The 12,478-nt window shown below is 32.4% G+C and carries 14 protein-coding genes; 5 read left to right on the top strand and 9 right to left on the bottom strand.

What is annotated here, in order from left to right; all coding sequences use genetic code 11:
• Positions 1 to 41: 41 nt before the first annotated feature.
• Both SOI86_RS07405 and SOI86_RS07400 read right to left on the bottom strand, forming a co-directional pair.
• On the bottom strand, positions 42 to 2,063 hold the full coding sequence (locus tag SOI86_RS07405; RefSeq protein ID WP_320681195.1) for an NAD(P)H-quinone oxidoreductase subunit 5: 2,022 nt from the start codon (positions 2,061 to 2,063) through the stop codon (positions 42 to 44).
• 34 nt (positions 2,064 to 2,097) lie between these two features.
• Entirely contained in the window at positions 2,098 to 2,826 is a 729-nt protein-coding gene (locus SOI86_RS07400) for an NnrU family protein (RefSeq protein ID WP_320681194.1), read from the bottom strand.
• Between the two features lie 82 nt (positions 2,827 to 2,908).
• On the opposite strand from SOI86_RS07400, the gene SOI86_RS07395 reads away from it, so the two are divergent.
• A complete protein-coding gene (locus SOI86_RS07395) occupies positions 2,909 to 3,853 on the top strand; it encodes a LysR family transcriptional regulator (RefSeq protein ID WP_320681193.1) in 945 nt (314 codons plus the stop codon).
• A gap of 6 nt (positions 3,854 to 3,859) precedes the next feature.
• On the opposite strand, the gene SOI86_RS07390 is transcribed toward SOI86_RS07395, so the two are convergent.
• Positions 3,860 to 4,483, bottom strand: a complete 624-nt coding sequence (locus tag SOI86_RS07390; protein ID WP_320681192.1) for a DUF3172 domain-containing protein — start codon at positions 4,481 to 4,483, stop codon at positions 3,860 to 3,862.
• Entirely contained in the window at positions 4,480 to 4,827 is a 348-nt protein-coding gene (gene ndhM / locus SOI86_RS07385) for an NAD(P)H-quinone oxidoreductase subunit M (RefSeq protein ID WP_320681191.1), read from the bottom strand. Before ndhM ends, SOI86_RS07390 begins: the two co-directional genes overlap by 4 nt.
• Positions 4,828 to 4,917: 90 nt before the next feature.
• Between ndhM and pds the strand changes: the two genes are divergently transcribed.
• Both pds and SOI86_RS07375 read left to right on the top strand, forming a co-directional pair.
• Positions 4,918 to 6,315, top strand: a complete 1,398-nt coding sequence (gene pds, locus SOI86_RS07380; RefSeq protein ID WP_320681190.1) for a 15-cis-phytoene desaturase — start codon at positions 4,918 to 4,920, stop codon at positions 6,313 to 6,315.
• A gap of 36 nt (positions 6,316 to 6,351) precedes the next feature.
• Positions 6,352 to 7,260 carry a phytoene synthase gene (locus tag SOI86_RS07375; RefSeq protein WP_320681189.1) on the top strand — a complete coding sequence of 303 codons (909 nt, stop codon included), beginning with the start codon at positions 6,352 to 6,354 and terminating at the stop codon, positions 7,258 to 7,260.
• Here the strand turns inward: SOI86_RS07375 and SOI86_RS07370 are convergent, their stop codons facing one another.
• Both SOI86_RS07370 and SOI86_RS07365 read right to left on the bottom strand, forming a co-directional pair.
• Positions 7,261 to 7,680, bottom strand: coding sequence for an RNA-binding protein (locus tag SOI86_RS07370; protein WP_320681188.1), 420 nt, complete (start codon positions 7,678 to 7,680; stop codon positions 7,261 to 7,263). It lies immediately after the preceding gene.
• Positions 7,681 to 7,737: 57 nt separating this feature from the next.
• Complete coding sequence (locus SOI86_RS07365) at positions 7,738 to 8,958, bottom strand: CCA tRNA nucleotidyltransferase (protein ID WP_320681187.1); 1,221 nt, start codon at positions 8,956 to 8,958, stop codon at positions 7,738 to 7,740.
• 14 nt (positions 8,959 to 8,972) lie between these two features.
• On the opposite strand from SOI86_RS07365, the gene SOI86_RS07360 reads away from it, so the two are divergent.
• Positions 8,973 to 9,224 (top strand): Ycf34 family protein, encoded by a 252-nt coding sequence (locus SOI86_RS07360; RefSeq protein ID WP_320681186.1) that lies wholly within the window; start codon positions 8,973 to 8,975, stop codon positions 9,222 to 9,224.
• Positions 9,225 to 9,233: 9 nt separating this feature from the next.
• Positions 9,234 to 9,887, top strand: coding sequence for a molecular chaperone (locus tag SOI86_RS07355; protein ID WP_320681185.1), 654 nt, complete (start codon positions 9,234 to 9,236; stop codon positions 9,885 to 9,887).
• Positions 9,888 to 9,891: 4 nt separating this feature from the next.
• On the opposite strand, the gene SOI86_RS07350 is transcribed toward SOI86_RS07355, so the two are convergent.
• Genes SOI86_RS07350 through SOI86_RS07340 form a run of 3 tightly spaced genes read right to left on the bottom strand, consistent with a single transcriptional unit; the run spans position 9,892 to position 12,440 of the window.
• Complete coding sequence (locus SOI86_RS07350) at positions 9,892 to 10,512, bottom strand: lysophospholipid acyltransferase family protein (protein ID WP_320681184.1); 621 nt, start codon at positions 10,510 to 10,512, stop codon at positions 9,892 to 9,894.
• Positions 10,513 to 10,517: 5 nt separating this feature from the next.
• Positions 10,518 to 11,414 carry an ACP S-malonyltransferase gene (gene fabD, locus SOI86_RS07345; protein ID WP_320681183.1) on the bottom strand — a complete coding sequence of 299 codons (897 nt, stop codon included), beginning with the start codon at positions 11,412 to 11,414 and terminating at the stop codon, positions 10,518 to 10,520.
• A gap of 18 nt (positions 11,415 to 11,432) precedes the next feature.
• Complete coding sequence (locus SOI86_RS07340; protein WP_320681182.1) at positions 11,433 to 12,440, bottom strand: beta-ketoacyl-ACP synthase III; 1,008 nt, start codon at positions 12,438 to 12,440, stop codon at positions 11,433 to 11,435.
• Between the last annotated feature and the right edge of the window lie 38 nt (positions 12,441 to 12,478).

Below are 12,478 nucleotides of genomic sequence, written 5' to 3'. Positions count from 1 at the left end.
ATTTTTTCACCCCAATAGACAGTGAAGACACACAATTGTAATTAAGTGACTTGAGGAGATTGAAAGCCAAATATAGCAACTAACAGAATTACTCCTCCAAAGACAATAAGAGCGTAAAATTGAGCCCTACCAGTCTCAAAATATTTTAAACCTTCTCCACTACCTAAAGTCACAAGTCCAGTAAGGTTCACGACGCCATCAACAACCTTAGAATCAACCTCTAAAACTTCTTTAGCAAGTTTTCTACTTCCCTTCACAAAAAGTTTTTCATTTATATCATCTAAATACCATTTGTTTGATAAAAATTTATTAATAGTAGGAAACTTGTCTGCAAATAAAATTGACAAATTAATTTTTTTCACAAAATAAGCTTGATAAGCAATAATAATTCCAGCTGATGCAATCACAACTGATGCAATTGCTAAAGGCAAAAATTCTTTTAATTCAAAAGCTTTTGCAGCAATTTCAGCTTCTTCAGGATCTAGTAAATTTGCAAATTTACTATCCCATGGGAGTCCCATAAAACCAATAATTACAGAGGGCACAGCTAGAAATACCAAGGGAAATGTCATTGACCAAGGAGACTCATGAATATAACCATGTTCTTTATGCTCTTCTTCATTGTCTTCATCTAGATTCACTTTAGAAGCGATTAAAAGTTCTTTTTGTAATTCTTTATTCTCTCCTCTAAAATCTCCTTCAAATGTCAAGAAATAAAGCCTAAACATATAAAAGGCTGTCATGCCAGCTGTTAGAAGTCCTACAAACCAAAAAGCTGGGAATGATATAAATGCATTTCCGAGTATCTCGTCTTTACTCCAAAAACCCGCTAAGGGAGGAATTCCGCTTATTGCTACACAACCTATTAAAAATGTTGCTGAAGTATATGGCATTTTTTTTCTTAAACCGCCCATCAATCTCATGTCTTGAGCCAATACAGGCTGATGACCCACTACTTCTTCCATAGCATGTATTACAGAGCCAGATCCCAGAAATAGCATTGCTTTAAAGCAAGCATGAGTAATCAAATGGAAAATTCCTGCAATTGGAGCGCCACAACCCATCGCAAGCATCATATAACCAAGCTGAGAAACGGTGCTGTATGCTAACCCCTTTTTTAAATCCATTTGTGTCAAAGCAATAGAAGCTCCTAAAAAACAAGTAATCGTTCCCACCAAAGCAATAATGAACTGAATGGAAGGGAATATTGAATATAAAGGTTGAAGCCTCGCTACTAGAAATATTCCTGCGGCAACCATTGTCGCCGCATGAATAAGTGCAGAAATCGGTGTCGGGCCCTCCATAGCATCAGGTAACCATACATGGAGGGGAAACTGCGCAGATTTTGCCATTGGCCCTAAAAAAACTAAAAAACAAAGGAGTAAAGCAGCCCAAATGGGTATTGAATTGTCAGAAACTGATTTAGAAATTCCAGTAGCTATTTCATTAAAATCAAAACTATTCGTTGCCCAAAACAGACCAAGAATACCGAGCAATAATCCAAAGTCTCCTACTCTATTCACAACAAATGCTTTTTGTGCAGCGTGGGCAGCACCATCCCTGTCATACCAAAAACCAACCAATAAGTAAGAACACATTCCAACCAACTCCCAAAAAACGTAAATTTCTAACAAATTTGGACTAATAATTAATCCCATCATTGAGCTACTAAATAATGCTAAATATGTAAAAAATCTGACATAACCCTTGTCATGAGCCATATAACCATGTGAGTAAATCATCACCAGCAAAGTTATGGTAGTTACTAAAGCAAGCATCACACTACCCAAAGGATCAAGGACAAAACCCATTGGGATCGTGAAATCCCCAGCATTAGCCCATACAAATAATTTTTCTACGGATTGATAGCCATTAATTTGTTCAATCAGAGCTTTATAACTAATTACTGCAGAAATACCGACGAATGAAATTAGACTTATAGAAACAATTTCTCTAGAATTATTAATTTTTTTGTTAATACTTATTAGTCCTAAACCAGAAAGCACTGCTCCAATGAGTGGGAAAACAGGAATTAACCAGGCAATTTCTGAAGCTTGAGGCATGTTTTAAAGAATTTATATTATAGATTTTAAACTGTCAATTGAAAAATTCCGACAAAAATGATGAATTAAATGTTTTAACAGCAATATTTATGTACTGATGTGACCACCACAGTACTCCTATTGCAATCAATATACCAAGTTGCGATAACCTAAAAAATTCCTTAATTTTGAATTCTTGCTTTCTTTCAAATATCGCCTTAAAGGGGATTATGGAAGTATTTTTTTTAAAGTTTTCAAATTCTTCGCCAAATCTTTTGGCTAATCTTTTATCCCCATGCCAGATTGCAAAGAGATGATGCAATACTAATCCAATAGAAGTTATCAATGTAAATGATGTACCAATCCATAAAGTATGAGCAAAACACCAAATTATCTGACCAAATGCTTGGGGATGTCTTGTAATTCTCATTATCCCAGTTCCGTAAATTCGTACTTTAGGTTTTAAGACTGACGGAATTTCCAACAAATTGTAAGTGGCGGGATATAAAAACAAAAAACTAATGGCAGTTAAAAGCCAAACTACTAAAAAAACGAAATTATTACCTTGAAAATTCCATAATCTGATTCCATCATATCTATGAGCTAAAAAATAACTAATCAAGATAATTGCAGATGGCAAACTTAAAAAAACAAAACATAACCGCCATAATCTTGCTCCCATAATAGATTCTGCTTTAATTCTTAAAGCAGCTCCGCCACTATGAATTACAGCAAAAATAAAAATCAATAGTAATATCACCAAGGAAGTTTTATGTGTCTCCATAAATTTTGATTATTCAAACAATTTTATTCTTAACAAGAATACTTTTAAGTATTAGAATTATAAATAATTGTAGGGATAATAGATGCCCGAATTACCATTTACTCTAGACCAATTAAGAATATTAAAAGCTATTGCAGCTCAGGGAAGTTTTAAAAAAGCTGCTGATTTATTATACGTAACCCAACCCGCTGTGAGTTTACAAATACAAAACCTAGAAAAACAACTTGAAATAACAATTTTCGATAGAGGTGGAAGAAAAGCTCTTTTAACTGAAGCAGGAAGACTATTACTTGAATATTGTGAGCGAATTTTGAATCAGTGTGACGAAGCTTGTAAAGCTATCGAAGATTTAAATAGTTTAAAAGGTGGAACCCTTGTAATTGGAGCCAGCCAGACAACAGGAACATATTTAATGCCAAGAATGATAGGACTTTTCAGACAAAAATATCCTGATGTATCTGTTCAACTTCAAGTTCATAGTACTAGAAGAACTGGCTGGAGTGTTGCCAATGGACAAATTGACCTAGCCATTATTGGAGGACAATTACCTGGCGATTTAGAAAATTTGCTACAAGTAATTCCATATGCAACAGATGAATTAGCCCTAGTTTTACCTTCTAAACACAAACTCTCTAACAAAAAAGAGCTTTTAAAAGAAGACTTATACAAATTAAATTTCGTAACATTAGATTCTCAATCTACAACAAGAAAAGTTGTTGACAAACTTCTTCAAGATTCTGGACTTGACATTCAAAGATTAAAAATTGAGATGGAACTGAACTCTCTTGAATCAATAAAGAATGCAGTTCAATCAGGTCTAGGGGCTTCGTTTTTACCAGTTGTTTCAATTGAAAGAGAATTAGCGGCTGGGACAATCCATAAAGCTTTCGTAGCTGACTTAGAGGTTAAAAGAGAACTAAAATTAATTACTAATCCCTCAAGATATACCTCTAGAGCATCAGAAGTATTTAAGAAAAATATCCTACCTCAGTTTGCAAGTTTAGAAAGCCCATTAAGGCAAACCTAAATTTGATTAGAACTGAATTGCTTCTTTATTAATTCCTACTCCTCCATCTTCGGCTTGTCCATCTCCCTTAATTATAAATTTATTTTCATTAACATCAGTTTGATAAACGCATTTAACTATTGGTTTATCTCTTATAGATCCAATATAAGCAAAAGTATTCATTCTTTGTTTACATTCTCTTACATCTTCATTACTAATCGCTCCTTGTTTTTGCAAAACTGTCCAATTCTCTCTTCGAATTACACAACCTGGCTGTAGAGCTGGTTGCGTTACAAAACTCGTTGATGGATTGAGAGTTGTATACATTTCAACATCAATGACAAAGGCGCTGGCACCCCATTGTCTGCAAAATTCAGGATCAGGAACAGCCATATCTAATTGTTGTTGACTAGCTATATTTCCCTGTCCTCCATCTGTTGTACTAGTAATCGCACTCCCAATACCAACTCCTAGAATTAGTACTCCCGCAAGAACAGCGATAGTTCCTGTACTGAAGTTAATCTTTTGTTCAGAAGAAGCAGGCAATCTACCATTTCTTTGTCCATAAGAGCCCATCTCTCTCGGATTTGAGGGGTAACTTCTTCTATTTGAGCCTCTCCTAGGCCTTCTATTTGAGGGTGGTCTATTCACAGTACTTCATTTGTCTTTGGTAAACCCATTGAATAGTTCATTACTCGACAATCAGGGTTATAGCTTAATTGCCCATTTTGCAGCAAAAATTTAATAAGACCTTCGATTTCTGATCCTATTTTCCGAAGTTCATAATCATCTAAATCCCTTCCTGCTCTCTCTTTGACTAATTCATTAAATTTCTCATTAATTTTGTTCAAAGAATCTTCGTTCCAAATAAACTCGTTATCTGGATCTAAATCAAGAGTCAGTTTATTGGGATGAAACTGTAACTCTTTATCAACAACTTCAGCAGTAAAAATTCTTACATGTCGTGTAGTTGATTTTAAAAGCATTTTTTCCATAATTTTGCGAAATAATCAACGAAAAAAACTATAATGTTATAACTTTAATGTAGCTTATTAGTAAGTGTTAATTTATTTCTTGATTTAATAATGCGTGTTGTAATTGCTGGTGCGGGTTTGGCGGGGTTATCTTGCGCTAAATATCTAGTTGATAATGGTCACATTCCAATAGTTCTTGAAGCAAGAGATGTTCTTGGAGGTAAGGTTGCTGCATGGAAAGATGAGGATGGAGATTGGTACGAAACTGGTTTGCATATCTTTTTTGGAGCCTACCCTAATATGTTGCAACTTTTTAAGGAACTAGATATTGAGGATAGACTCCAATGGAAAAGTCATTCAATGATTTTTAATCAGCCCTCAGAGCCTGGAACTTATAGTAGATTTGACTTTCCCGATATACCAGCTCCCATAAATGGAGTTTCAGCCATCCTGAGCAATAACGATATGCTTTCATGGAATGAAAAGATTCTTTTTGGATTAGGGTTAGTTCCTGCAATGTTAAGAGGTCAAAAATACTTAGACAAATGTGATACCAAATCATGGACAGATTGGCTTAAGGAACACAATATTCCAGAAAGAGTTAATGATGAAGTTTTTATTGCTATGAGTAAGGCTTTAAATTTTATTGGGCCTGATGAAATATCTTCTACAGTTTTATTAACAGCACTAAACAGATTTTTACAAGAAAAAAATGGTTCAAAAATGGCATTCCTCGACGGAGCTCCTCCAGAAAGACTTTGTCAACCAATTGTTGAATATATCACTGCTCGTGGAGGAGAAGTTCACATGAATAGTCCATTAAGGCAAATTAACCTTAATGAAGATAGTACTGTTAAGAGCTTTACAATTGCCTCTCTAAATTCAAATGAAAAGAAAGAGCTTACTGCCGACTCTTATGTTAGTGCAATGCCTGTAGATCTCTTTAAATTAATGATACCTAAACAATGGAAGGGTCTAGACGCGTTTTCTAAATTAGATGGTTTAAATGGTGTACCAGTTATTAATATTCACTTATGGTTTGACAAAAAATTAACAGATATTGATCATTTACTTTTTAGCAGATCACCACTTCTTAGTGTGTATGCAGATATGAGTATTACATGTAAAGAATATGAAGATCCAAATAGATCAATGCTTGAATTAGTTTTTGCCCCAGCAAAAGACTGGATAAATAAGAGTGATCAAGAAATAGTTGATGCAACGATGGAAGAACTAAAAAAATTATTCCCAACACATTTTATAGGAGATGATAAGACAATTTTAAGAAAATATAAAGTAGTCAAAACTCCAAGATCTGTTTATAAGGCAGTGCCTGGATGTCAGGAGTTCAGACCTAGCCAAAAATCTCCTATAAAAAATTTCTTTTTGGCTGGTGATTATACTATGCAAAAATATTTAGCATCTATGGAAGGAGCCGTTTTAAGTGGTAAATTGTGCGCGGAATCAATCAACAAGGAGTATTCCAAAACCTCTCAAAATGTTTCTTGAACATTTAAAGTAATCTTCAAATTCAGCTAAAACTTTTTGAAAAATTCAATTTCTCAACTAGATCAAGCATATGAAATATGCCGTAAAGAAACTCAACAATGGGCTAAAACCTTTTACTTGGGAACTCTTCTACTACCATTAGAAAAAAGAAAGGCTATATGGGCTATTTATGTATGGTGTAGAAGAACTGATGAGATAATGGATAGTTTAGAAGCTTCAACTAAATCTCAAGATGAACTTTCAGATAATTTAGATGCATGGGAAGAAAATACAAAGAATGTATTTGAAGGAAATATTAAATCTGAATTAGACGCAGTTTTATTAGATACCATCGAAAAATATCCGCAAAATATTCAACCTTATTTAGATATGATCGATGGTCAAAGAATGGATCTCAATAAATTTAGATACAAAGATTTTGAAGAATTAAAACTCTATTGTTATAGAGTCGCAGGAACTGTTGGTTTAATGACTCAGAATGTTATGGGTCTAGATAGTGCTTATACATCAGCGCCATGGAGTGCGAAACCTGACCCCTCAGAGTCGGCTATAGCATTAGGTATAGCCAATCAATTGACGAATATATTGAGAGATGTCGGAGAAGATAGGCAAAGAGGTAGAATTTATCTCCCACAAGCAGATATTAAAAAATTTAATTATTCAGAAGAAGAACTTTTAAAAGGTGAAATAAACAAGCAGTGGAAAGAGCTGATGAACTTTCAATTAAAAAGGGCTCGGGATTGGTTCCAAAAGTCTGAAGATGGGATTAAGTGGTTATCTTCCGATGCAAGATGGCCAGTTTGGACATCCTTACGTCTCTATAGAGGAATATTAGATTCTATTGAAAGGTTAGACTATGATGTTTTTAATAACAGAGCCTTTGTAAAAAATTCTGTAAAAGCCTTTGAGATTCCTATATCTTTTTTAATTTCTCGAATTAAATAACTAAGCAGGTGTCTTTTGATTAGCTAACAAATCTTTTAACTTGGATAGTTCTCCAGCCCATCTTGGATCAGGGGCTTCGAGATTAGGAGCGTCGCTATGGACAATTTTCTTAAAATCTTTTCTCTTCTTGTTCTTATTTAAGTTGCCACTATTTCTTCTATTTGAAGCAGAATCTTTCTTATCTGATAGTTCTACTCTTAATTTAGAACCATTAAATTCAAAACCGTTTAATTTTTGAATTAGTAAATTAGCATTCTCTTCATTGTTTGATGTCGCAAAACCAAACCCTCTACATTCCTTAGTTTCCTTATCTAAAACTGCTTTAAATCTAATCGAATCAGAAACTGATTTTAGAAGTGTATCAAATTCTTTTGGATTAAATCCTTGTGGTAAATTTCCAATGTAAATGCGAATGCTCATAAATTTTTAAAAATGATTTTGAAGTCTGAACTTTAAACAAAACTAAGCTATGTGTATTTAATCACATTTTGGCGCATTTTGTTCAATCCATTGCTTTGCTTTATAAATAGCTTCATCAAAATTATTCAATCTCTTATAAGCAAGCTCCTTTGAAAGATAATTTAAAAGCTCCCCTAATATAGGCCCGTCCTTTATTTTCAGATTTTTTTTGATCACATTACCATCCACTATATTTGAAGGATGAAATAGTTTGTCATCCTTGTCACGCCACCTTTTAAGCCAATCTAATCGTAAATTTTTAGGTAAATAAAAAATAAAAGATGGAAGAAACATCTCTAATTCCTGGTGTAATGCAAATCTATCTAATTCATTAAACTGAGCAATATTTTTTTTCTTTAACAAAAAGTGCCATTTTCGTAATAACTTAGTTTTTTCAATTTCAGCTTTACTAAATTTAAATGTCTCTAAAGATACTTCATCTAATATTTGGGTTATGAAAAACAATGGTAAAAATTTCTCTTGTTCATTCTGATTAAGTTCTGCATAATTAATTTTTTGTAAATCTAAGAAAAACGAATCTTTATATGAATTATCAGACCCAATAATATTAAATTCTTTTACCAAAATTACTGCCTCAAGGGCATTTACTCCATTTACTATTTTATGTATTTCATAATTAATCCTCTCTTTGGAAACAAGGAACAATTTCCCTTTATTTTGTTTAATAAAATTAATTAGTTCTTGATCAATTTTAAAATTCAATTCTGAAACAAATCGAAAACATCTTAAGATTCGTAATGGATCATTCAGTAAATTGATTTCTGAATACGTTCTCAACAAAGAATTTTCTAGATCTTTTAAGCCATTTAATGGATCAAACAAACACTTTTTATCAAATAAAAAAGCAATAGAATTAATTGAAAAGTCCCTAGTCATCAAATCCCCTTCTATTGTGGAAGAAATTTGATTAGTAATATCGATTGAAATATGATTAAGAATAATTCTTACAACTTCTCTTTTCTTATCTAAGATTATAAATTTAGATTCAATATTGTCTGAAATCTTTTTTCCAATTTCAATAGCATTTAAAGGTACCACAATATCAACATCTACTTCTTCAGTTACTCTTCCCAAAATAATATCCCTTATATAACCACCAACTAAATAAGAGCCTTTAGGTAAAAAAGATAAGATAGAATTCCAATGATAAAATTTTATACTTCTCTCTAATTCATCAATTATTAGTGTATGATTTTTAAGAATCTTATTACTTTTCATCTTATTTATTAATTATGTGCATTTGCATTAACTGTAAATGGGTTGATAGATGTATCACTTATCATGATGTTGAAAATAATCATGGTGTAAATAATATTTGTAGTGTTCCTGATTTTAAAGCAAAAAACCCTTTTATTCATGTCAGTATAGTTAAAGATGAGAGTGGTATTTACAAAACTGATTGGGATGTTCAAGCTTGTGAAAGTTTTACGAATGAATTTGGTAAATGGTCTAAATGTAATCCAGGTATGAAATTACCTGTTTAAAGGTAATATATGAAACATAATCTCGAAGAAAGACAAAAATACCCTACATTAGTGATTCATAGCACAGACGATTGTTTTGGCTTTGGATACAGAAAAAACAATAATCTTGAATCTGATAAATTATTTATAAAAAAATTCGAAAATGACTTGTGTAACAATTTGATTATTGATTTCAAGAAATTTATTTCTAAAGAAAATTTACAAAAAGTAAAGAAAATATCTGTCAGCATAGGGCCAGCTAATTTTAATGCTTCAAGACTTATTGTAGTTTTAGCAAGAACTATTTCACAACAAATAAATTGTCCTTTAGACAGTTTTAGTTCATTTGAAATCATCGCGAAAAGAATTGCATCAAAAAATAAAATTTTTACAAATAAACAATCATTTTGGATTTACAAAAAATTAAAACGCAAGGGATTTATTGCAGGTAAATATGAGATTTGTTGTGACAAACAAAAAAATGGGGTTTCAGTCATTCGAGAAACAGTTTTACCAAAAGTTTTTACAGCATTAGAAAGTGAAGAACTTGTTTTTGAGGCTAATTATGAGGATAAGGAAGATTTAACAGAATTATTAAATTTATCCAATAAAAATTTATTAAATGCAAATGTAAAATCATGGCAAAAAGTTTTGCCACTGTACCCTATTTCTCCAATTAATTAAGCATTTATCCAATCAAAGTATTAATATTATCTTGAAGGCGCATGGTCACAGAATTTAGATCATCTCTTGATGAACTTTGTGGAGGTTGAAGGGGTTTTCCCACTTTAATAACTATTTTTGAAAAGAAAGGAACAAAGAATTTAAATCTTATTAGTTTATGCGAATTAACTATTGCCACAGGCAATAATAGTTTTTGATTTTTAAAGGCTAATAATGCAGCCCCTTGTTTTGGTTTATTAACCCGCCCATTTTTTTGACGAGTACCATCAATAAAAATTCCAATGCAATTGTTATGTGATAACTTTTTACATGCTATTTTAATGGTATTTTTATCAGCAATGCCCCTCTTTACAGGGTACGCACCACAAGCCTTGATTACAAAGCCAAGAAAAGGAATTTTAAAAAGCTCTGCCTTGGCCATAAAAGATATATTACGTCCAAGAGCATGTCCTAACAAAGGAGGATCAAGTAAAGAACCATGATTAGAAACCATTATAAAAGAATCTTTTTGCGGAATATTATCTCTACCTATTACTTGACCTTTAAATACAAATCTATAAATAGGAAATACTAAAAGTTTGCTAACTAATTGATAGATTAATTTTTGAAAAATATCATTTTTCATAGGAATTAATAAGTTATTTGATCAGAAGATGAAACTTGAGAAATTTTTACATCCTTCAAATGTCTTTTTCCTAAACCGCTAAGTACATTTGAAGGACCAATTTCAACAATATGGAGATCACTATCTTTTGCCATTAAATCCATAGTTTCTCGCCACCTTACTCCATTACACATTTGGTTTTTCAATCTAATTTTAAGCTCATTTGGATCACTACAAAGTGAAGGTTCAGAATTACTTATGACTGGAAAAGAAGGATTGTTAAATTTAATCTGTTTTAAATATTCAGAAAATTTTGCTGAAGGCTCATTCATAAATGGTGAATGAAATGCACCTGAAACATTTAATTTCAAAAATCTTTTACAAGTAATTTCTCTCGATAAATTATCTAATGCTGCATGAGAGCCTGATAAGACAACTTGGGAGGAACTATTATCATTAGCAATTACAATATCATCAATTTTTTTTACTAATAAATCAAGTTGATTTCTATCAAAACCAATTACTGCTGCCATAGATCCTTTGCCAGCATTAACCATTAGTTGAGATCTTATTTTTATAAGTGCTACACAATCTTCGAATGTAAAAACATCCGCACAATAGAGTGCAGTTATTTCCCCTAAACTATGCCCAGCAACATAATTTGGTTTAAAACCATTATTCTTTAATGCATCTAATAAAATTGATTCAACTAAAAACAGACAAATTTGTGTATTTCTTGTGTCATTCAAGTCATCAAGAGAATTTGTTGATTCAGAATTTAACTCACAAATTTCAAATAAATTTCTCTCAAATATCTCAGAAGCATAACTAAACCTCTCTTTTGTGTTGGGCAAATTTTCAATTTGTTTTGCCATACCAATTTTTTGCGAACCCTGTCCAGGGAATACCCATGCAACTGTCATAATGTTCCTATTGTGTTTTTAACCCCATTTAATAAGGGCTGCACCCCAACTTAGCCCAGCACCAAAACCACTTGTTGCAATAATATCATTTTGTTTAACTCTATTATTTTTAATAGCCTCATCTAACATTAGAGGAATTGTTGCCGCTGAAGTATTACCATATTTTTCTAAATTGCTAAGAATTTTTTCTCTAGGAATTTTTAATCTGTCTCCTACAGAGTCCAATATTCTTTGATTAGCTTGATGTAATAAAAGCCAATCAACTTCCTTAGAACTATAGTTCGTTTTTCTAAACAACTTATCAAGAATTTTCGGAACTTCTTTAACCGCAAATTTGTAAACTTCCTGACCATTCATCTGAATTGGAGAAAAACCTCCATTTAAAAAGTCAATGTTATCAATTATTGAATCCTTACTATTTTTTGATGGAAGATTAAGAAAACAACCCCTTTCCCCATCAGTCCTCATATCAAAGCCAATGAAATTATCAAATTCATTTGTTGCTTCAATTGCTAATGCACCTGCACCATCTCCAAAAAGAATACAACTTCTTCTATCGTTCCAATCAACAAAGCTTGATAATTGATCTGCTCCTATAATAATAGCCCTCTTAAAACTACCACCTTTTAAAAATTGTGATGCTGTTATTAATGCGAATAAGAAACCACTACATGCTGCAGTTAAATCAAAAGCTACAGCATTATAAGCCCCCAATTTAGATTGAATAGAGGGCGCTGAACCAAATAAATCATGGGGAGTAGAAGTAGCTAAAACAATCAAATCAATCGTTTCAATTTCCCAATTAGCCATTTCAATAGCAGTTAGTGCTGCCTGATAGCCCATCTCAGTGACATTATCTCCTAAGCTTGCAATCCTCCTCTCAGAAATTCCAGTTCTAGATTTTATCCATTCATCACTTGTATCTACCTTTTGACTAATTTGTTGATTGGTTAGTATTTGATCAGGTACATAACTGCCACTTCCTTTAAATGAGACTCCAATCTGGTTAAACTTTATTGCTTCCAAAAGAGTTTTTAATTACTTATATAAGTCAACCATAAATT

The organism is Prochlorococcus sp. MIT 1314, from assembly GCF_034093315.1.
Taxonomy (GTDB): domain Bacteria; phylum Cyanobacteriota; class Cyanobacteriia; order PCC-6307; family Cyanobiaceae; genus Prochlorococcus_A; species Prochlorococcus_A marinus_Y.
This window is presented reverse-complemented; position numbering and strand designations above follow the sequence as displayed.

Excerpts from the sequence above, each read along its gene's own strand:
- fabD (WP_320681183.1), bottom strand. The coding sequence starts at position 11,414 with ATGACAGTTGCATGGGTATTCCCTGGACAGGGTTCGCAAAAAATTGGT.
- ndhM (WP_320681191.1), bottom strand. The coding sequence starts at position 4,827 with ATGGAAAAAATGCTTTTAAAATCAACTACACGACATGTAAGAATTTTT.
- SOI86_RS07350 (WP_320681184.1), bottom strand. The coding sequence starts at position 10,512 with ATGAAAAATGATATTTTTCAAAAATTAATCTATCAATTAGTTAGCAAA.
- SOI86_RS07360 (WP_320681186.1), top strand. The coding sequence starts at position 8,973 with ATGTGCATTTGCATTAACTGTAAATGGGTTGATAGATGTATCACTTAT.
- SOI86_RS07400 (WP_320681194.1), bottom strand. The coding sequence starts at position 2,826 with ATGGAGACACATAAAACTTCCTTGGTGATATTACTATTGATTTTTATT.
- pds (WP_320681190.1), top strand. The coding sequence starts at position 4,918 with ATGCGTGTTGTAATTGCTGGTGCGGGTTTGGCGGGGTTATCTTGCGCT.
- SOI86_RS07365 (WP_320681187.1), bottom strand. The coding sequence starts at position 8,958 with ATGAAAAGTAATAAGATTCTTAAAAATCATACACTAATAATTGATGAA.
- SOI86_RS07405 (WP_320681195.1), bottom strand. The coding sequence starts at position 2,063 with ATGCCTCAAGCTTCAGAAATTGCCTGGTTAATTCCTGTTTTCCCACTC.
- SOI86_RS07395 (WP_320681193.1), top strand. The coding sequence starts at position 2,909 with ATGCCCGAATTACCATTTACTCTAGACCAATTAAGAATATTAAAAGCT.
- SOI86_RS07370 (WP_320681188.1), bottom strand. The coding sequence starts at position 7,680 with ATGAGCATTCGCATTTACATTGGAAATTTACCACAAGGATTTAATCCA.
- SOI86_RS07355 (WP_320681185.1), top strand. The coding sequence starts at position 9,234 with ATGAAACATAATCTCGAAGAAAGACAAAAATACCCTACATTAGTGATT.